The sequence below is a fragment of the Actinospica robiniae DSM 44927 genome (assembly GCF_000504285.1).
GTDB lineage: Bacteria > Actinomycetota > Actinomycetes > Streptomycetales > Catenulisporaceae > Actinospica > Actinospica robiniae.
In genome coordinates this window covers 1,531,435-1,548,121 of record NZ_KI632511.1, presented here as the reverse complement: position 1 = coordinate 1,548,121, position 16,687 = coordinate 1,531,435, and the positions used below count along the sequence as shown (strand labels likewise).

The following is a 16,687-nucleotide window of genomic DNA, read 5'->3' as shown; positions in this document are numbered from 1 at the left end:
GGCTCCGAGTCATCGCCCGACAGTGGATTCCGCCTCGTCCGACGGTCGTGAGGCGTCGGTGAGGTCGGCGCCGGTGGCGGCGTCGTGCCGGGAGTGCGCGAATCCCCGCCAGTCCAGGCACATGACGGTGGCGTCGTCCAGCAGATGGCCGTGGCTGGCCTCGACGATCGCCCCGATCAGGCTGCGGGCGGCTTCGCGGGGATGCAGTGCGCGGGTGCGCACGATCAGGTCCGGCAGATCGATCTCCTTGGCGTTGCGCTCGAGCATGCCGTCCGTCAACATCACCAGCCGGTCGCCCGGCCGCAGGTCCAGCTCCTGCACCCGGTAAGCGTGGGGACTGGCGTCTCGGATGCTGAGGCCGAAGGGCAGATCGATCTCCGGGACGAGCTGTCGGACCTGCCCGTCACGCATCCGCAGCGGCCAGGGGTGTCCGGCGTTGACGAACTCGGTCCGGCCGTCGAACAGGTTCACCCGCAGCAGTTGGCCGGTGACGTAACCCCGGTCGCCGTGATCCCGCACGGTCTGATCGGCCTCGCGGGCCTGTTCGGCCAGATCGGCGCCCGCCCGCCGCACCCGGCGCAGGGCGCCGATCGCCACCGTGGCCAGCAGCGCGGCGTTCACGTCGTGGCCCATGGCGTCGGTCACCGACAGCTCGACGGTCTCGCGGTCGACGACGTAGTCGAAGGTGTCGCCCCCGACGTGGTCGGCGGGTTCCAGCGCCCCGGCGAGCGCGAACTGCGCCGCCTCGCACGCCAGCGACTCGGGCAGGAGCCGGTGCTGGATCTCCGCGGCGAGGTTCAGCGGGACGGTGCGCCGGCCCCACTGGTAGACGTCGGTGAAGGGCCGGTTCGCGATCACGATGTACGCCAGTGCGTGTGCGGCCTCACTGATCCCGCGCATCATCTCCGGGCCCGGGCCCGGGCCCGCGGGCAGGAACAGCTCCAACAGACCGATCGCATCCCCACGGTTGGTCACCGGCGCGAGGATCCGCGATGCACCCGCTCCGTCATCCTCGACCTTGGGCCGCTGAGTGCGGATCACCTCTTCGTACACCGTGCCCGACACGGCGATGCGCGAGGCCGGCTCGCTGGTCACGACGCTTCCCGCCGCCCCGAGCCGCACGACCGAACGGCCGGAGAAGTCGGAGATCAAGAACGACACCGACACGGCCCCGAAGCGGTCCTTGAGCATGCGCGCGACCACGTCGAGCGATTCCACGGGAGGCGCCGCCTCCGCCGCCGTCAGAAGCCCGGACAGGCTCATAGCCCCACCCGGTTGGTTCCCGTCCTCGGACGGCTCGGCGGCATGCGCGGCGTCCGGCCGTCCTGCGCCCACGGCGATGCCTCCTGTCCCTGACGTTCGCGCGCTTGTTCTCTGCTGTCTTCGAAGGATCCGCTGCGCCGTCTGACGTCACGCTGAGTCAGGACCACTTTATCCGCGCCGCTGCAGGTCCGCTGGACGAAGCTCGTCGCCCTCGCGCGAGTGGGCCGTGGCGGCCTGAACGCGGCGAAGCCGTCACCTGCACGGCGCGGAAGCGTTGTCGGGCGTGTGGAGCGGGGCTTCGATGGGCCTGGAGCCGTCGAGCGGACACCGGAAGCAGGGATCGGATCCATGGCAGACGCGATCGTGGCCGGTGCCGGCCCGAACGGTCTGGTGGCCGCCAACGTGCTGGCCGATGCGGGCTGGCAGGTCGAGGTGCTGGAGGCACAGGAGGAACCCGGCGGGGCGGTGCGCAGCGACCGCGGTGTGGATCCCGCGTTCATCAGCGACCTGTTCTGCTCCTTCCATCACCTTGCGGCCGCCTCGCCCGCGATGCGCGCGCTGGAGCTGGAACGCTTCGGACTGCGCTGGAGCCACGCGCCCGTCGTGCTGGCGCACCCGATGCGGGACGGGCGCTGCGTCGTGCTACGCCGCGGACAGCAGGAGACTGTTGCCGGTATGGAGCAGGACGCCGGCGCTGCGGACGCCGAGGCCTGGGCTGCTGCTGGCCGGGTGCGCGCCGCACGCGGGCCTACTGCCCGAATCGCCCGGCAGTTCGGCCTTCGGTCCGCGTCGCTCGCCGCGTTGGGGCTCGAGAAGAGCCGCATCGAGCGGCTCGGCCTGCCGGACGGCGGCCTGAGCGTGCGCCCGGGCGAACTGGCCGACGCGGTCAGGCGGCTGATCGCCGGGACCGAAGCGGACGTGTGCGTGGCCCCGCGGAGCTTCGATATGCGCCCGGACCACGAGAGTGTCGGGCGGGCGGCGGTGGCCGTCGGGGCGCAGCTCGGGGTGCCGGTGTGGCAGTACCCGGTGTGGATGTGGCATCGGGCCCTTCCCGGCGACCCGCGTGTCCGGTGGCAGCGGGCTTCGCGCATCGATCTGCCCGCCGAGACGGTGGCTCTGAAGAACAGGGCGATCGACTGCCACGAAAGCCAGATTGCTCCGCTCGGCCCCGGCCCCGAGGACGCGGCGATCCTCGCCGCAGGCGACCTCGAGCACTTCCGACGCGACTTCGAGGTGGTCCTGACATGACCCTGGCGAGCATGGGCGTGCCGAGCGAGTACTTCGCGCCATGTACCGCGCGGACGACGCCCGTGGCGGCTGGCCGAGCGCTGGTACGAGCAGCGCAAGTACTCCCTGACGCTGGCGGCTCTGCCGGCGGCCCGATACCGCCGCGCGTTCGAACCGGGCTGTTCGGTCGGTGTGCTCAGCGGATATCTCGCAGAACGCTGCGACGACTGGTCTCCTGGGGCCGCGAAACGGCCGCGGTCCGGCAGGCCGCCGCCCGGCTCGAGCGCCACCCGCGCCCGAGCGCCCGACTCGGCACCGTGCCCGGGCAGTGGCCCGAGGGTTCGTTCGACCTGATCGTGCTCTCCGAGATGCTCTACTACCTCGGCACGGACGACCTCACCCGGACCGCGCGCACCGCCACCGGCCCCCTCGGCCAGGGCGGCCACCTGGTCGCGGTGCACTGGCGCCATCCCGTCCCCGAGCACACCCAAAGCGCCGAACGGACTTCCTCCTCGAGTCTTCGTCCGCTTCGACCGGGCGGACTCCGGCGACCCGCGGTCCGTCGCCGCCCGCGCTTCCGTCGCGGCGCGCGAAGGGCTCGTGTAGGCCGCGTCATGCCATCGCGGAACCCTGTCCGCGGTGCCGCGTCCGCCCGGCTGAATCAGAGCATTCATGGTGGCGGCGAAGACGTCCGGGTGCGCCGGTTTCCCTCCCGGCACAGGCCGAGCCGGTCGGTCCTGCCTCTAACGGCTCAGCTTGAGATGCGTCGCCTGGCGGGCGCGCAAAGACTTTAGCCCATGGAAGCCAAGTCATCCGGGTCGCCCTCGTCCAGGTCCCAGCCGCCCAGGTCGAAGTCCTCCCGGTTGCAGCCGGCCAGGTCGACCTCGTCCCGGTCTCAGCGTTCCGCCACCCGGCCGCAGGTCCGGCAGCGCGCCACGCGCATCACCGGCGCGGAGGACGCCGCCCGCCGTGCCGCCTCGAGCCTGACCCGGCTCATCGGCCATCCCGCCGAGGGCAGCTCCGAGGTGGGGCGGGCCGAGGACAAGAACTGGCGGGGTGCGTGGATGTGGTGGAGGTGGCCCGGATCCCGGACACCATGAGCCTGATGGCCACCTATGAGGTCGACCTCGACGAGGGCGGCGACCTGGTCGGCTATCGCAGGCTGCGAAGGTACCATCGGGGCTCGGCCGACTCCTGAGCGCGCGGCTTCTCCCGCCCGCCGCAACCCGCCCGGCCGCGTTCGTCCGAGACCCGAGGAGTTGTCTCCCATGACCGTCCTGACCAGTGAGTTCGTTCCCTACACCCGTCGCGCCGGCACGCTGTACGACGTGCTGGAGCTGATCTTGGACCGCGGCATCGTCATCGACGCGTTCGTCCGAATATCGCTGGTGGGCATCGAGATCATCAAGATCGACGCCCGCATCGTGGTGGCGAGCGTCGACACGTACCTGCGTTTCGCCGAGGTGTGCAACCGGCTGGACCTCGAGCACGACTCGACCAGCCGCACCGTCCCGGAGCTGTTCGGCGGGCTGTCCGGCAGCGCCGCGACGGCGATCGGGAAGAAGGGCGGCAAGAAGGCGCTGAGCGCGGTGGGGGAGAGGGCCAAGGGCTTCAGGGACGCGGTGACCGGCCACGACGGGCGGGAGAAGGAGTACGCGTCACGCGGGCGCGACGAGGACGGCGAGGGTCGTGGCCGGTCGCGCGCGCGGCGCCGCGTCGAGAGCGAGGAGGGGTGAGCGTGCGTCTCTCGTCTACGGAATCACCACGAGCGAGGCGTCGGTGCCGCCCGGCCTCTGCGGCGTCGGCACCCCGCCCGCGCCCGTGCGCCTGGTCTCGGCCGGGGCGACCGCCGCGGTGGTCGGCGAGGCGCCGGCGCTGGTACGGGCGCGGCGGCGCGACGTGATGGCCCATCAGGACGTGCTGGCCGAGATCGGCCGATCGGCCCCGGTGCTCCCCGCCTGCTTCGGCATGATCGCCGAGGACGAGCAGGCCCTGCGCGCGACGCACCAACGCGATACCGAGGCGAATCTCGTCGCGCTCGAACGGGTCACGGGCAGGACGGAGATGAATCTCAAGATCGCCGTGGCGGAAGGCGGCCTGCCGGACCTGGTCCGCGAAAGCCCGAGGATTCGCGGCCTGCGCGCGCAGACCGGGTGCGAGGCCGAGTACACCGCGCGGATCCGGCTGGGCGAGGCCGTCGCCGAGGGTCTGCGGCAACGCGCCGAGGCGGTGGCGCAGGAGGCGTCGCGACGGCTCGCCGCGCTGGCCGAGGAGACCGCGGCCGGCCCCGAGGCGGAGGGGTACGTGGCCAACATCAGCTTCCTGATCGACACGGATCAGGTCGAAGCCGCGCGCGAAGCGGTGGCGAAACTCGCCGTCGAGGCCCGAAACCGCGCCCTGTTGCGCCTGACCGGCCCGTTGCCCTGCTACAGCTTCTGCTCGCGACCTGCGGCGCGCACAGCGGCGGCGCCGGGAACGTCAAGTCGGTCAACATCATCGAGTCCGTCGACGTTCCCGTGCCGATCCGCACGGTCTATGACCAGTGGAGCGAACTCCAGGAGTTCGGCACGTTCACCAAGGGCGTGCAGGGCGTCGACAAGAAGGACGACGTCACCACGTCGTGGCGCGCGAAGATCATGTGGTCGAACCGCAGCTGGACCGCGACCGTCCAGGAGCAGATCCCGGACGACCGCATCAGATGGACCTCCGAAGGGGCGAAGGGCAGCACCGAGGGCGTCGTCACCTTCCATGAACTGGCCCCGAGCCTGACCCGGATCGTGGTCGTCGTCGAGTACACGCCTTCGGGCTTCTTCGAGAAGACCGGCAACATCTGGCGGGCGCAGGGGCGGCGTCTGCGGCTCGACCTCAAGCACTTCGCCCGCCAGGTGACCCTGCACGCCGACGAGGACCTCGAGGGCTGGCGGGGCGAGATCCGCGACGGTGAAGTGGTGCGGTCGCACGAGGAGGGCCTCGAGGACGACGAGCGTCCGGAGGACGAGGAGTACGAGGACGAGTACGACGAGGGCGCGGAGGAGCCCGAGGACGACTACGAGGACGAAGACGACGAGGACGAGTACGACGAGGAGGAAGACGAGGAAGACGAGGACGACGACGAGGAGGACGCAGAGGGAGACGAGGAAGAGGATGACCGGCGCTGAGCCGGGCCTCCGGGAGAACCGCACCGACCGCGATCCGTCCCCCTGGGCGGCTCCGGCGACCGCGAGCCTCGCCGACGTGCTGGAGCGCGTACTGGACAAGGGCATCGTGGTCGTCGGGGACGTGAAGATCGATCTGCTGGACATCGAGCTTCTGACGATCCGGCTGCGGCTGTTCATCTCCTCGGTCGAAACGGCGCGCAAAGCAGGGATCGACTGGTGGGAGACGGACCCCGCGCTCTCCTCCTCCGGGGCGCGAAGCCGGGCGGCGCGAACTGCTCGATCGCATCGCGCATCTCGAACAGCTCGCAGGCCGGTCCGACGACGAGGTTCGCGCGCCTCGCCGCCGTACCGCGGTGGGAAAGGCACGGTCATGACCATCGCCGCGCAAGCGCGGGCACCTGAAGACCAGGCGGCCGCCCTCTCGTTGCCCGATACCGACGTCGGTCATGTTGACGTGCGTATTCGCGATCCAGGACGCGGGCGGCTCGCTGCCCGCGGCTTGCGCCGGATACGAGGGCGGATCGGACCTGTACCAGCTCTCGCTGGCCGGAGGGGCGGGGCTGCGGGCGCTCGCGCAGCAGGTGCCTGTCGCGGACTTCGGCGAGGAGGCGCTGCGCGAACGGCTCGCCGATCCCGCTCATCTGGAGATCGGCGCACGAACGCATGACGCCCTGGTGACTGCGGCGGCGGTGGGCGGCGCCGTCGTCCCGCTCCCGCTCGCGACCCTTTTCACCGATCGCACCCGTGCGCTGGCCACGCTCTCGGCCCGGGCCGGACAGTTCCGCGTTCTGCTCGACCGACTTCGCGGAAACGCGGAATGGGCGGTGAAGGTCCATTTGACGCAGGGCGCCACCGGCCCCGACGCCCCCGACGAGCGTGACCGCAGCGGAAGTGAATCGATGCAGTCGGCGCACGGTGCGGGCCGGGCGTACCTCGACCGCGTTCGCGCGCGCCGACAACGTCAACAAGACAGGGAGGCCGCGGCCGTGGCCGAAGCCGCCCGCATCGATGAGACACTCGCGTCGTTGGCGAAGGACGCGGCTCACCGACGCCTGCACGGCACGCAGGTGACCGGCCGGCACCGTTCTCAGATCCTCAACGGCGCCTACCTGGTGGACGGACGCCGCGCCGAGCAACTGCGTGACGCGGTCGCCGGCTTAAGGGCCCGCGCCGACCTCGTCGAGATCGAAGTGTCCGGGCCGTGAGTGCCTTACTCGTTCGTCCAGTGGGACGCAGACCAATGACACCGGTTGCGGGCAGCATCCCGGCCACATCGACCAGGGCGGCGCCGTGGACGAGTGCGGGCGACCGGACCGCCGCGTGGATCGGCCCGGACAGCGCCGCTCCGATCGGAGTGCCCTTGGTGGACCTCCTGGATCGGGTCCTGGCCACCGGCGTGGTCGTCGAGGGGGACCTCGTGATCGCTCTAGCGGAGGTCCCTCTCGTCCGCCTTTCGCTGCGGGCCTTGCTCGCCTCCGTCAGCGACAGTGTGCCCGCGCCGTGGGACAACGGAGGTCCGCTGTGACCAACACGACCGATGCGCTGACCAGCATGGTCGGGGCGCTCGAGGCGACCACGGCGAAAGAGGCCGGGTCGCGGCCGAGCGCCCGCGTGGATCTCGATCCGTCGGCACCGGCCCGGGACCTGGCCTGCCTAGTGCTCACCGTCGTCGAGTTGCTGCGGCAACTCATGGAACGACAGGCGATCCGGCGGCTTGACCGTGGCGATCTCGCTCCCGAGAAAGAGGAGCAACTGGGCACCGCGCTCATGCTGCTGGATCAGCGCATGGGCGAACTGCGCGAGCGGCACGGCGTCCGATCGCGAGGACCTCGGCCTCGATTTGGGCCCCCTCGGCACTCTGCTCTCCAAGGATTGGTAGACGCCGCCCCTCCGGCGATTCCGAGTAGTTCGGTGCGGCTCAGTGCCCCGTGGTGTCCTTGGCCGCGTCCTTCATTTTCTCGCCGGCCTGCTTGACACCGCCCTTGGCCTGGTCGCCCTTGCCCTCGGTTTCCATCCGCTTGTCGCCCTTCGCCTGACCGGCGTACTCCTTGACCTTTCCCTTGGCCTTCTCGGCTGCGTTCTTGGCCTTGTCCATCGTGCTCATGGCGAGACTCCTTCGGCTGATTTGCCTGCTTTGGCCACCATCGGCCAGTGCCCATGATCGAACTGCTGAACCCCGAATACCCGGGCTGATTTTCACGCGGATACACCCCGGCCGCAGTGCCGCGAGGCCGAGGTCGCGGCCGGGTGTGGTGAGCTCACCGGGTGACGACGGCTTCTACGCGGTCGATTGCTGTTTCGTCGAGCGCGGTGCGGCGCGGGGAGTCGGAGGCCGATCAGGGCGATGATGACGGATGCGAGCAAGAAGAGCGATGATTGGTCGAGGGGGAACGGCGAGGGGCAGGTGGGGAGCGCGCTTTGTGCCCGAGTGGGGTGTGGCCGCCGATTGACTCGCAGTCGGTCAGTGCTGCGGTGCGCTCCGGCGGGCTGGAGTCGTCGAGTTCTCCTGTGACCGCGTGTGAACTCTTCTCGACGGCGATGTCAGAGCCCGCCCGGGATCATCCGGGCGTGCTCTTTCCGCCCGCCGGGACGAGACCGGCCCATCGCAGTCACCTCACCATCTCCTCCCGGCTCGCGGGTTTGAGGCGACCGACCGGGTGTCGGGTCCGACTGCTGCGGGCTGGTTACCGGTCGCGTGAGTCGCGTCGTTCGCGGCGGATGTTCCGCCGTAGCTGAGTGATCCGGGCGGTTCCCGCGCCGGCCATGATCAATGCGCCTGCGACGGCGCCGAGGAGTATGGCGACGGCTAGTGACACGTGCAGGTGCGCGCCGAGGAAGTTGATGCTCACGCCGCTGGTGTTCTGGATGATGAAGATCAGCACCGCGGCGAGGGCGAGCGTGCCGGCGATCAGTGCGATCCGCACGCTGCTGGTCCTCGTTCGTGCCGGTCTCGCGGGTGCAGACGGTTCGGCAGGTGCCTGGGGTGCGGGCGTCGGTGCGGTCGGGGGCGTCGGCGGGGGTCGGACGGTGCTGCCGTCCACGGATCGCGGCGGGACGGTGGGTGCTTCGGGGGTCAGTTGGTCGGTCATGAGGGGATTCCCTTGAAAGCGGGGGAGCCGGGGCCTGTGCCGCCTCGCGTGCTTCCCCCAAGGTGGCCCGGGAGCCTGGCCGCCGTCTGCGGTCGATCCTCCCGGCGCCTTGTTTCCAACCTACCTCGGAAACAAGAAACTAGCAATGAGTTTCTAGAATATGTTAGCCTGTATCTGTGGAGAACTGGAGCTTCCTGACCAATCACGCCCGGGTCCTGCTGTGCATCGCGCGCGACCCGGGTGTACGGCTGCGTGAGATCGCGGTCAGTCTCGGGCTGACCGAGCGCAGCGCGTACGGCATCGTCACCGATCTGACCGCGGCCGGATACGTGATCAAGGAGAAGGACGGGCGACGCAACCGCTACCAGATCCAGGCACACCTCCCGCTGCTCGAACCAGGCAGCCGGGAACCCGCGGTCGGCGATGTCCTGGCCGTCCTGCTCGGACACCGCGGCGAACGGCATACTGACCGGCCGGGGGGTGGGCCGGCTGTTACCGACGGCATCTCGAAGACCGCCGTCAAAGGCGGCATCGTCTCGGGCGGGTCATGAGATCCGGGTTCGACAACCCAGGGACGGGTCCGCATCGTGACCATCGTCAGCATCCGGCCGCAGCAGGAGCACTTCTTGCCGCCGTCGGTCCGAACTCCCTCAAGCCCCGCACCGAGCATTCAGGCATGGTCGACGGCGCGTAGTGGCCGCGCCCGCGCGATCTGGGCGCGGAGCTTCCCCCGCTCGTCGCCGTGCTGGACGCGGCCCGGGGCCGGATCAGCCGGGGCAGGTGAGATCGGCCGGCCTGCCGGAAGGCCGCCCCTGGTACTCCACGGCGAAGATAGCCTCGACGGTTCTCGCCTTGGGAGCCGGCGGGGGCGGCGTTCGCGCTGGTGGGCGATTCCTGGTGGCAGCCGGCGGTGGCCGTCTATCCGGCCGTGGTCTTCGGACAACTCGGATTCATCGGCCGCGGGGCACGGACAGATCCCGGCAGGCTACGCGCGCGAACGCCGTGGTCGACGTGATCCATGCCAATACATTGGTGGGGCTGAGCTACGGCTGGTGGAACGAGAAGCACAACCGGCACCACGCGCACCCCGACGAGCCCGGCCGCGACCCCGACGTGGACGCCGGCGCACTGGCCTTCACCATGCAGGCGGCCGCGAGCAGGCACGGCCTGGGCCGATTCCCGAGCATGCCCCGGGCCAACTTGAAACGCGCCAGGCCGCTGGTACGGGCCTACTGCGCCCGGATCGGCATGCCGTATCGCGAGTGTGGACTGTTCGACTCCTACCGCCAGGCCGTGCGGCGCCTCGACGCGATGGGCGTCATCGGCTCACGCGTCCTCGACGAGGCGGGCTGAACAGCCCGGGGCGGTGCGCCGCGGATGCCGACGGGCGCGCCGGGCGGTACCGTCGATGATGCCCATGCGGTCGCCCGCATGACCTCCGGCGCCACCGACATCCGAGCGCGCCGCCCTCGTCCGTCGCTGGTCTACTGAGCGGGAGAGCCGTATGGGTCTTTCGACGGCGCCGCGGCGGGTGGCACCGCGGGTGCCGCTGCGCCACGGGGAGGGCGGCAAGGATCATCTGACCAGCTTCGGCGGGCTGGCCGCGCTCTCGCTCGACGCGCTCAGTTCTGTGGCGTACGGCCCGGAGGCGATGCTGCTGGTGCTGGTGGGCGCCGGTTCTTCCGCGCTGCACCTGTCCCTGCCGATCGCGCTGGCCATCGCCGGCCTGCTGGCCGTGCTCGTGGCCTCGTACTGCCAGGTCATCGCGGTGCATCCGGACGGCGGCGGTGCGTACGCGGTCGGGAAGCAGGATCTCGGTGCCACGGTCAGCCTGTTGGCCGCGGCGAGCCTGGTGGTGGACTATGTGCTGACGGTCGCCGTCAGCCTCGCGGCGGGCGCGGGGAGCCTCGCCTCGGCCTTCCCGGTTCTGGCACCGCGCCTGCTCGAGGTCGCTCTGGTCGGTCTGGTCCTGCTGACCGTCGTGAACCTGTGGGGCATCGCCGAGAGCGCCAGGTTCTTGATGCTCCCGATGGTGGTGTTCGTCTGCGCGATCTTCGGTGTCATCGTGGTCGGGGTCGTGCGCGCGCACCCGGCCGCGGTGGTCGGGGCCGCCGCGCCGATCCGGATCACCGAGTCCCTGGGCGTGCTGTTGGTCCTCAAGGCGTTCGCGGCCGGCTGTTCCGCGCTGACGGGTATCGAGGCGATCGCCAACGGCGTCCCGTCCTTCCGCGAGCCCCGGGCCCAACGCGCCCAGCGCACCGAACTCGTGCTCGGGGTGCTGCTCGGGCCGATGCTGATCGGGCTCGCGGTGCTGGTGGTGCGCGAGCACATCGCGCCGCGTACCGGGGTGACGGTGCTGGCCCAGGCCACCGCGGGTTCGTTCGGGGACGGCTGGGCGTACTCCGCGACGAACATCCTCGTCGCCCTCGTGCTCGCCCTCGCCGCGAACACCAGTTTCGGCGGTCTGCCGGTGCTGATGAGCCTGCTGGCCAGGGACCACCGTCTGCCGCACCTGTTCGCCCTGCGTGCGGAACGGCCGGTCTACCGGGTCGGTGTCCTCGTCCTCGCCTCGCTCGCCGCCGTCCTGCTGATCGCCGTCGACGCGGCCACCAGCCGGCTCATCCCGCTCTACGCGATCGGGGTGTTCATCGGGTTCACCATCAGCCAGGCCGGCCTGCTGCGCCACTGGTACCGCCAGCGCCCGCGCGGTTGGGCTCGGCGAGCGGTCCTGAACGGCACCGGGGCGTTTTTGACCGCGATCGCCGCGATCGTGTTCGTCGCCACCAAGTTCACCGAGGGCGCCTGGCTGGTCGTGATCGCGGTACCCGCGCTGATGCTGTTGTTCGCGCGGGTGCAGAGCTACTACCGGGTCGTGGGGAGCGAGCTCGGCCTCGGCATCGTCCCGGGCCGCCCGCACGCCACCCGGAGCCTGGTGATCGTGCCGGTCGGGGAGATCAGCAGGCTCACCGAGTACGCTCTGACGGCCGCGCTCTCGCTCGGCGACGAGGTCGTGGCCGTGAGCATCCACCTCGAGTCCGAGCGTAGCGCACGGTTCCGCGACGCGTGGGACCAGTGGAATCCCGGGGTGCGCCTGGAGATCGTCGAGAGCCCGCACCGCTCGCTCGTGCACCCGATCCTCGCCTACGTCCGCCGCGCCCAGCAGGACGGGCGGCAGATCGCCGTCCTGATCCCCGAAGTCGAACCCCGCGCCCGCCGCTACCGGATCCTGCAGAACCAGCGCGGACTCCTGCTCGCCACCGTGCTGCGCGCACGGACCGACGTCCTCGTGTGCACCCTGCCCTACCGGCTGACCAGCCGGTGAACGGCCTCGAGGTAAGGGAGGCCGGGACGGGCCTGGAGGCTCGGTTCGGGAGCCGGCTACGGGGTCTGACCACTCACCCGTCCGGCGGACACACTCGGCCATCCGGTGCTCGGTGCGCGCCCGGGCCGAAGAAGCCCGCCACGGCCACGGATGCGCACTGTCCGCCGCCGCGCTCCCGCCGCGCGGCTCCCCCGACGGCGCACGTGGCCGCGTCTCGGCCTCGCCGCAGCCGTCGCCCCATGGACCCTGATCGTGCGGCGGCCTGCGGCTTAGTCCAGGGTGGCGAGGTGGTCGGCGACGCCCCCGCGCCACTCGATCATGAGTAAGGTCGCGTCGTCGCTGGTCGTGCCGCCGCGTTGGTGCATCAGGGCGTGGGAGAGGGCGCGTACGACCGCGCGCACTCCTTTCTCCGCGTGCTCGGTGCGGTTGATCCAGCTGATGAGTTGTTCCTCGCCGAACTGTTCTTCGCCGGTTTCGTGTTCTTCGATCAGGCCGTCGGTGAAGCAGAGCACGCGGTCGCCGGGGTGCAGGGTCTGCTCGCTGATCCGGGGTTGTTCGCCGCCGAAGCCGACCGGGAGGGTGGTCGGGCTCTCGAGTTTCCCGAGCACCTCGTGGTCGCGGATCAGCAGGGGTGCGGGGTGGCCCGCGTTGACCCATTGCAGACGGCCGGTGGCGATGTCCAGGATCATCATCTGCGCCGTCACGAAGTGGTCGGGGCCGAACTGCTCGGCGATGGCCCGGTCCATGAACGCGTAGATCTCGGCCAGTCCGATATCGGAGCGTCGGGCGTGCCGGTAGGCGCCGATGGCGACGGTCGCCATCGTGGCGGCGTCCAGGCCGTGGCCCATCGCGTCGATCATGGCGATGTGCAGGAGGTCGTCGTTGAGGGCGTAGTCGAAGCTGTCTCCGGCGACTTTGTAGGCGGGTTCGAGGATTCCGGCGACCTTGGCCTGGGGGACGGTCATCGCCAGCGGGGGCAGCAGGGACCACTGGATCTCGGCGGCCAGGCTCATCGGTTCGCGGCGCCGGGCCTGGAAGAAGCGGTCGGTGTAGCTGTGCTTGGTGACGATGGTGTCGGCGACCAGGCCGGCGAGGCGGCGCAGCAGTCGTCGGTCGTCGTCGTCGACGGCGTCCAGGGTCAGGGCCATCACCCCCACCTGGTCGCTGCCGTCGAGCAGCGGCAGGTACAGCCGGACGCCGTCGGCCTCCGGGACCTCCACGGGGGTCGCGTGCAGGAAGGCGGTGCCGGCGGGGGAGTCGCCGATCGGCTCGGGTGCGCCGACGGTCAGCCGCCTGCCCGGCAGCGGCACCAGCATCCGCTGGCCGTAGTCCTGCAGCAGAATCGAGACGTCGCGCCCGCCCACCCTGGCAACCTCTTCGGCGACCAGCGTGGCGATCAGCGCCGGGGGCATCTCGTGCGCCCGGTCCAGCAGCACCCCGAGCAGCCGCTCGCCGAACCCTTCGGACCGGTCCACCATGGCCTTGTCAGGCCACTGTTCATCCCGCGCCATCGCCGCTTCCTTTTTCGATGCCTGCCGGAGCCGATCCCGGCTGCCGCGCGGCCGGTTCCGAGGCACCGTTCCGCGCCCTCACCCGGTTCGAACCCAGCGGCTCTGCGGAGCCGGCCCGGTGACCGGGTATCACGGAGCCGATACAGGTCCCGGTACGCTCGGGCCCGCCCTGGCGGTCACGGCAGATCCACTCGAAGACCCGTTCACCCGATCTCGTCATACGCACGGTTCCAGACACGAGCCTTAAACGCGTACAGGATGTCGCGGTCGACCAGCCGGAGGAGCTCATTACTCCGAACGCGGCATGTCTGGGTCGTGGGATACGTCCGGGTCTCCTGCGCCCGCATGCCCCTGCGTTTCCCAGGCGAGCGCACCGTGGCCACCACGGTGTCGCGGTGTACATCGAGACCCGCGCACCGGGTCACCAAGACATCCACCGCGGCCTGCGTTCAGGATCTGCTTATCTTACAGCGGGTGCCACCCGAAGGGGCCTTCCAATAAAGAGTGTGAGATACGCGCTCGCGGCAGCAGTCAGCAATCCCTCAAGCCCCAGCGTCATATTCTTTCGGACTCGTAGTACCACGCGGCACCGACGTCCGCCGGACGACACCCACCACGATCGTCGCCGGCGACGCGCCCCTACGGCATCGGCGCACGGACGCAACGTGCGCGGCCGGATTCTCATTGCGCGCCCGTGCGGACCCGTAGGGGCCCATCGATACGTTTTTGGAAATCAGCCTCTTGACGCGCTTCGCGCAGCTCCCGCTCCAGCTCCCGGATTCGCGCCGCATCCGAGACGCCGTCCCCGCTGTGTGCCACTGGCGCGACCGCGTCCGGAGGTGCTACTCGCACGCCGGCCGTTTGGTAGAGGGGAGCGACTGCTTCGCGATGCCTTTGCCTATCCGACACGCCCGCGGCGCCGACCCTCCGGTCGTGGTCGAAGACGAGTGTGGATCCTGAGAGGGTGTCGGTTGATCTGGGGTCGTGGTTCACGGCCCGGTCGACGTGCTGGCAGAGCTCGCATTTCCCAGCCCGGAGCCGCTTGACGAGCTTCTTCACTGGGTACCTGGGGCCGGAGGAGACGCGGTCGAACGCGGCCGCGTTCATGTGGCGCTTGAGCGGGATGGCCCCGAATCGTTCGACCAGTGGTTCCCTGCCGATCCGCTCGATCCCGGCCTCGAAGCAGGTCCGCTTCCCGTGCGAGGTGACGGTTCGCTTGAAGGGGGTGGCCGTCTTCGTCACGGTGGCGTGGTGTTTGGCCGGCCACGGTTGAGCATCGACGTCTCCATGACCCACCGCAGGCGGCGCAGCCGGAAGGCGTCGTGGGCGAGCAGGTAGTGTAGTACTGGATGATGCCCGGGCTACTCGGCTCCGGACCGGTTGACGACGGTGTAGTCGCTCTCGGCGACATCGCATTCCGGCACTCGGGTCGTCCGTTTGGGTCCGTTTATTCTCTCCAACCGTCAGGCTAGCTTCCGGCGGGGGATGCTGCGCTAGGAGAGCACGGGAAGGTGATCCACGATCCGCCGGTCGGGGCCGGTCGGGGGCCGGACAAACGGCACACGAGGCATCGCGCAGAGATCCTCTTTGCGCGATGGCCCGATTCCGTTGCCCGCAGCCTTCCCGGCGGGGCTCTCCGGTGCAGTCGGCTCGTGTCCCGATCCGGAAATTCGCTGGATGAGCAATCGGTTCCAGCGTTCGGCTGGCACGGCGTCGGCGTGCCCACGTACTCGGTTGCCCGTGGGCATGTCGGCGATGCGGCCAGGCGAGCGCTGGGGCAGATTTCTACAGCGAGCTAGCGGTGAGCGACCCGAGGCCGAGCAGACTCAGCGGAGGGTTCGGAAGAAGGCCCGGATGTCCTCGACCAGGAGGTCCGGCTGTTCGAGAGACAGGAAGGCGCCGCCACTGGCGAGTTCGGTCCAGTGGGTGACGTTGTGGTCCCGGTCGGCGAAGCGGCGGACCGTGATGTCGGCGGCGGCCACCGCCACGCCGGTGGGGACGGTGCCGCGGGCTTTGGCGCTCCACGCGTTCACGTCGTGTGCGTTCTCGTAGTAGAGGTGAGCGGACGAGCCTGCCGTGCCGGTGAACCAGTACAGGCTGACATTCGTCAGGATGGCGTCTCGGTCGACGGCGTCTTCCGGCAGCTCGCCGGCCGGGTCGGTCCATTCCTTGAACTTCTCCACGATCCAGGCGAGCTGCCCGACCGGGGAGTCGTGCAGGGCGTAGGCCAACGTCTGCGGCCGGGTCGACTGGACCTGCGCGAAGCCCATCATGTCCTCGCGAAAGTTCTGCAGGCGTTCGACCCGGTGCCGCTCGGCCTGTGTGAGCCCGGCGAAGTCGGACGGGTCCCCTGACGGGAAGGCCAGCAGGGCATTGACATGAATGCCGAGGACGTGCTGCGGTTCGCGGCGGCCCATCTCGGCGGCGATGAACGCGCCGCCGCCGGCGCCCTGCACACCGTAGCCGTCGTAGCCGAGCCGGCTCATCAACGCGGTGATCGCTCCGGCGGTGCGGGCGTAGGTCCAGCCCGGACCGGCGAGTGGACCGGAGAAGGCGATCCCGGGCAGCGACGGGATGATCACGTGAAACGCGTCGGCCGGGTCCGTCGGATCGGCGAGCGGGGCGATCATGTCGATGAAGGCGGCCACGGAGGTCGGCCACTCGTGCAGCAGCACGAGGGCGGTGGCGTCCGGGTGCGGCGAGCGGACATGCAGGAAGTGGATCTCCTGCCCGTCGATCTCGGTGGTGAATTGCGGGAACTCGTTCAGCCGCGCCTCGGCCTTGCGCCAGTCATAGCCGGCCGACCAGTACTCGGCCAGGGCTTTGAGATAGTCCGCGGGCACGCCGCGGGCCCAGCCGATGCCGGGCAGTTCGCCGCTCCAGCGGGTACGGGTCAGCCGGTCGTGCAGGTCGTCGAGGTCCGCTTGGGAGATGTCGACGGAGAAGGCGCGGATGGCGGCGTGGGTCATCACTGCTCCAGATCGGTGGGGTGGGAACTGCCCACAGCATGGAGCGCGGCGTGGCCCTCGCGGCCGTTTCGCGGCGTGTGCGGGATGCCCCGTCCGGAAGCAGCCCCTTCACCAGGCCGAATGTAAGACCATCGACATGGTCGTGGGA

At 70.1% G+C, this 16,687-nt stretch carries 16 protein-coding genes and 3 pseudogenes; 13 read left to right on the top strand and 6 right to left on the bottom strand.

Translation table 11 applies throughout. The features are described 5' to 3' along the window. Nucleotides 1-9: 9 nt before the first annotated feature. Nucleotides 10-1,263 carry a SpoIIE family protein phosphatase gene (locus ACTRO_RS06705; RefSeq protein ID WP_034262032.1) on the bottom strand — a complete coding sequence of 418 codons (1,254 nt, stop codon included), beginning with the start codon at nt 1,261-1,263 and terminating at the stop codon, nt 10-12. Nucleotides 1,264-1,611: 348 nt separating this feature from the next. On the opposite strand from ACTRO_RS06705, the gene ACTRO_RS42900 reads away from it, so the two are divergent. The 9 genes and pseudogenes from ACTRO_RS42900 to ACTRO_RS50785 all read left to right on the top strand — a co-directional run bounded on the left by ACTRO_RS42900 (nt 1,612) and on the right by ACTRO_RS50785 (nt 7,527). After that, the gene (locus ACTRO_RS42900) at nt 1,612-2,511 is read left to right on the top strand and encodes an FAD-dependent oxidoreductase (protein WP_051450415.1); all 900 of its coding nucleotides are present in this window, start codon (nt 1,612-1,614) and stop codon (nt 2,509-2,511) included. 1,039 nt (nt 2,512-3,550) lie between these two features. Beyond that, entirely contained in the window at nt 3,551-3,688 is a 138-nt protein-coding gene (gene gvpO / locus ACTRO_RS51325) for a gas vesicle protein GvpO (RefSeq protein ID WP_281177841.1), read from the top strand. Nucleotides 3,689-3,758: 70 nt separating this feature from the next. Next, the gene (gvpJ, locus tag ACTRO_RS06690; protein ID WP_051450414.1) at nt 3,759-4,226 is read left to right on the top strand and encodes a gas vesicle protein GvpJ; all 468 of its coding nucleotides are present in this window, start codon (nt 3,759-3,761) and stop codon (nt 4,224-4,226) included. Further along, nucleotides 4,180-4,917: pseudogene (locus tag ACTRO_RS51320) on the top strand (GvpL/GvpF family gas vesicle protein); the annotation flags it as partial. The gene gvpJ and the pseudogene ACTRO_RS51320, both read left to right, overlap by 47 nt. A gap of 89 nt (nt 4,918-5,006) precedes the next feature. Next, nucleotides 5,007-5,648, top strand: coding sequence for an SRPBCC family protein (locus ACTRO_RS49495; protein WP_051450412.1), 642 nt, complete (start codon nt 5,007-5,009; stop codon nt 5,646-5,648). Then, nucleotides 5,635-6,022: pseudogene (locus tag ACTRO_RS50790) on the top strand (gas vesicle protein). Before ACTRO_RS49495 ends, ACTRO_RS50790 begins: the two are co-directional and overlap by 14 nt. Before the next feature lie 72 nt (nt 6,023-6,094). Further along, on the top strand, nt 6,095-6,853 hold the full coding sequence (locus ACTRO_RS06680; protein ID WP_063627932.1) for a GvpL/GvpF family gas vesicle protein: 759 nt from the start codon (nt 6,095-6,097) through the stop codon (nt 6,851-6,853). Between the two features lie 119 nt (nt 6,854-6,972). After that, on the top strand, nt 6,973-7,173 hold the full coding sequence (locus ACTRO_RS06675) for a gas vesicle protein GvpJ (protein WP_034273455.1): 201 nt from the start codon (nt 6,973-6,975) through the stop codon (nt 7,171-7,173). A gap of 26 nt (nt 7,174-7,199) precedes the next feature. Next, a pseudogene (locus ACTRO_RS50785) lies at nt 7,200-7,527 on the top strand (gas vesicle protein K). A 39-nt stretch (nt 7,528-7,566) separates the two neighbouring features. Here ACTRO_RS50785 and ACTRO_RS06670 read toward each other — a convergent pair. Together ACTRO_RS06670 and ACTRO_RS48685 are read right to left on the bottom strand one after the other, a co-directional pair. Further along, complete coding sequence (locus ACTRO_RS06670; protein ID WP_034262029.1) at nt 7,567-7,752, bottom strand: CsbD family protein; 186 nt, start codon at nt 7,750-7,752, stop codon at nt 7,567-7,569. A gap of 580 nt (nt 7,753-8,332) precedes the next feature. After that, complete coding sequence (locus tag ACTRO_RS48685; RefSeq protein WP_211244131.1) at nt 8,333-8,572, bottom strand: lipopolysaccharide assembly protein LapA domain-containing protein; 240 nt, start codon at nt 8,570-8,572, stop codon at nt 8,333-8,335. A 341-nt stretch (nt 8,573-8,913) separates the two neighbouring features. Here ACTRO_RS48685 and ACTRO_RS06660 point away from each other — a divergent pair, with 341 nt between their 5' ends. The 4 genes from ACTRO_RS06660 (at nt 8,914) to ACTRO_RS06650 (ending at nt 12,059) form a co-directional block, all read left to right on the top strand. After that, nucleotides 8,914-9,288 carry a helix-turn-helix transcriptional regulator gene (locus ACTRO_RS06660; RefSeq protein ID WP_063627931.1) on the top strand — a complete coding sequence of 125 codons (375 nt, stop codon included), beginning with the start codon at nt 8,914-8,916 and terminating at the stop codon, nt 9,286-9,288. Nucleotides 9,289-9,449: 161 nt separating this feature from the next. Then, entirely contained in the window at nt 9,450-9,521 is a 72-nt protein-coding gene (locus tag ACTRO_RS50780; protein WP_425394875.1) for a hypothetical protein, read from the top strand. 227 nt (nt 9,522-9,748) lie between these two features. After that, nucleotides 9,749-10,090 (top strand): fatty acid desaturase family protein, encoded by a 342-nt coding sequence (locus tag ACTRO_RS47975; RefSeq protein WP_211244130.1) that lies wholly within the window; start codon nt 9,749-9,751, stop codon nt 10,088-10,090. A 151-nt stretch (nt 10,091-10,241) separates the two neighbouring features. Then, complete coding sequence (locus ACTRO_RS06650; protein ID WP_034262024.1) at nt 10,242-12,059, top strand: APC family permease; 1,818 nt, start codon at nt 10,242-10,244, stop codon at nt 12,057-12,059. Nucleotides 12,060-12,328: 269 nt separating this feature from the next. On the opposite strand, the gene ACTRO_RS06645 is transcribed toward ACTRO_RS06650, so the two are convergent. From ACTRO_RS06645 to ACTRO_RS06625, 3 genes are all read right to left on the bottom strand, one after another. Continuing rightward, entirely contained in the window at nt 12,329-13,570 is a 1,242-nt protein-coding gene (locus ACTRO_RS06645; protein ID WP_034262022.1) for a PP2C family protein-serine/threonine phosphatase, read from the bottom strand. Nucleotides 13,571-14,251: 681 nt separating this feature from the next. Continuing rightward, entirely contained in the window at nt 14,252-14,812 is a 561-nt protein-coding gene (locus ACTRO_RS46910) for a hypothetical protein (protein WP_157435866.1), read from the bottom strand. Nucleotides 14,813-15,396: 584 nt separating this feature from the next. Continuing rightward, nucleotides 15,397-16,539, bottom strand: coding sequence for an epoxide hydrolase family protein (locus tag ACTRO_RS06625; protein WP_034262013.1), 1,143 nt, complete (start codon nt 16,537-16,539; stop codon nt 15,397-15,399). Nucleotides 16,540-16,687 lie beyond the last annotated feature (148 nt).

What these genes read in the sequence shown, in the direction of transcription:
- ACTRO_RS06705 (WP_034262032.1), bottom strand. Translation starts at nt 1,263, where the DNA reads ATGAGCCTGTCCGGGCTTCTGACGGCGGCGGAGGCGGCGCCTCCCGTG.
- ACTRO_RS42900 (WP_051450415.1), top strand. Translation starts at nt 1,612, where the DNA reads ATGGCAGACGCGATCGTGGCCGGTGCCGGCCCGAACGGTCTGGTGGCC.
- gvpJ (WP_051450414.1), top strand. Translation starts at nt 3,759, where the DNA reads ATGACCGTCCTGACCAGTGAGTTCGTTCCCTACACCCGTCGCGCCGGC.
- ACTRO_RS06680 (WP_063627932.1), top strand. Translation starts at nt 6,095, where the DNA reads ATGTTGACGTGCGTATTCGCGATCCAGGACGCGGGCGGCTCGCTGCCC.
- ACTRO_RS06670 (WP_034262029.1), bottom strand. Translation starts at nt 7,752, where the DNA reads ATGAGCACGATGGACAAGGCCAAGAACGCAGCCGAGAAGGCCAAGGGA.
- ACTRO_RS06650 (WP_034262024.1), top strand. Translation starts at nt 10,242, where the DNA reads ATGGGTCTTTCGACGGCGCCGCGGCGGGTGGCACCGCGGGTGCCGCTG.
- ACTRO_RS06645 (WP_034262022.1), bottom strand. Translation starts at nt 13,570, where the DNA reads ATGGCGCGGGATGAACAGTGGCCTGACAAGGCCATGGTGGACCGGTCC.
- ACTRO_RS06625 (WP_034262013.1), bottom strand. Translation starts at nt 16,539, where the DNA reads ATGACCCACGCCGCCATCCGCGCCTTCTCCGTCGACATCTCCCAAGCG.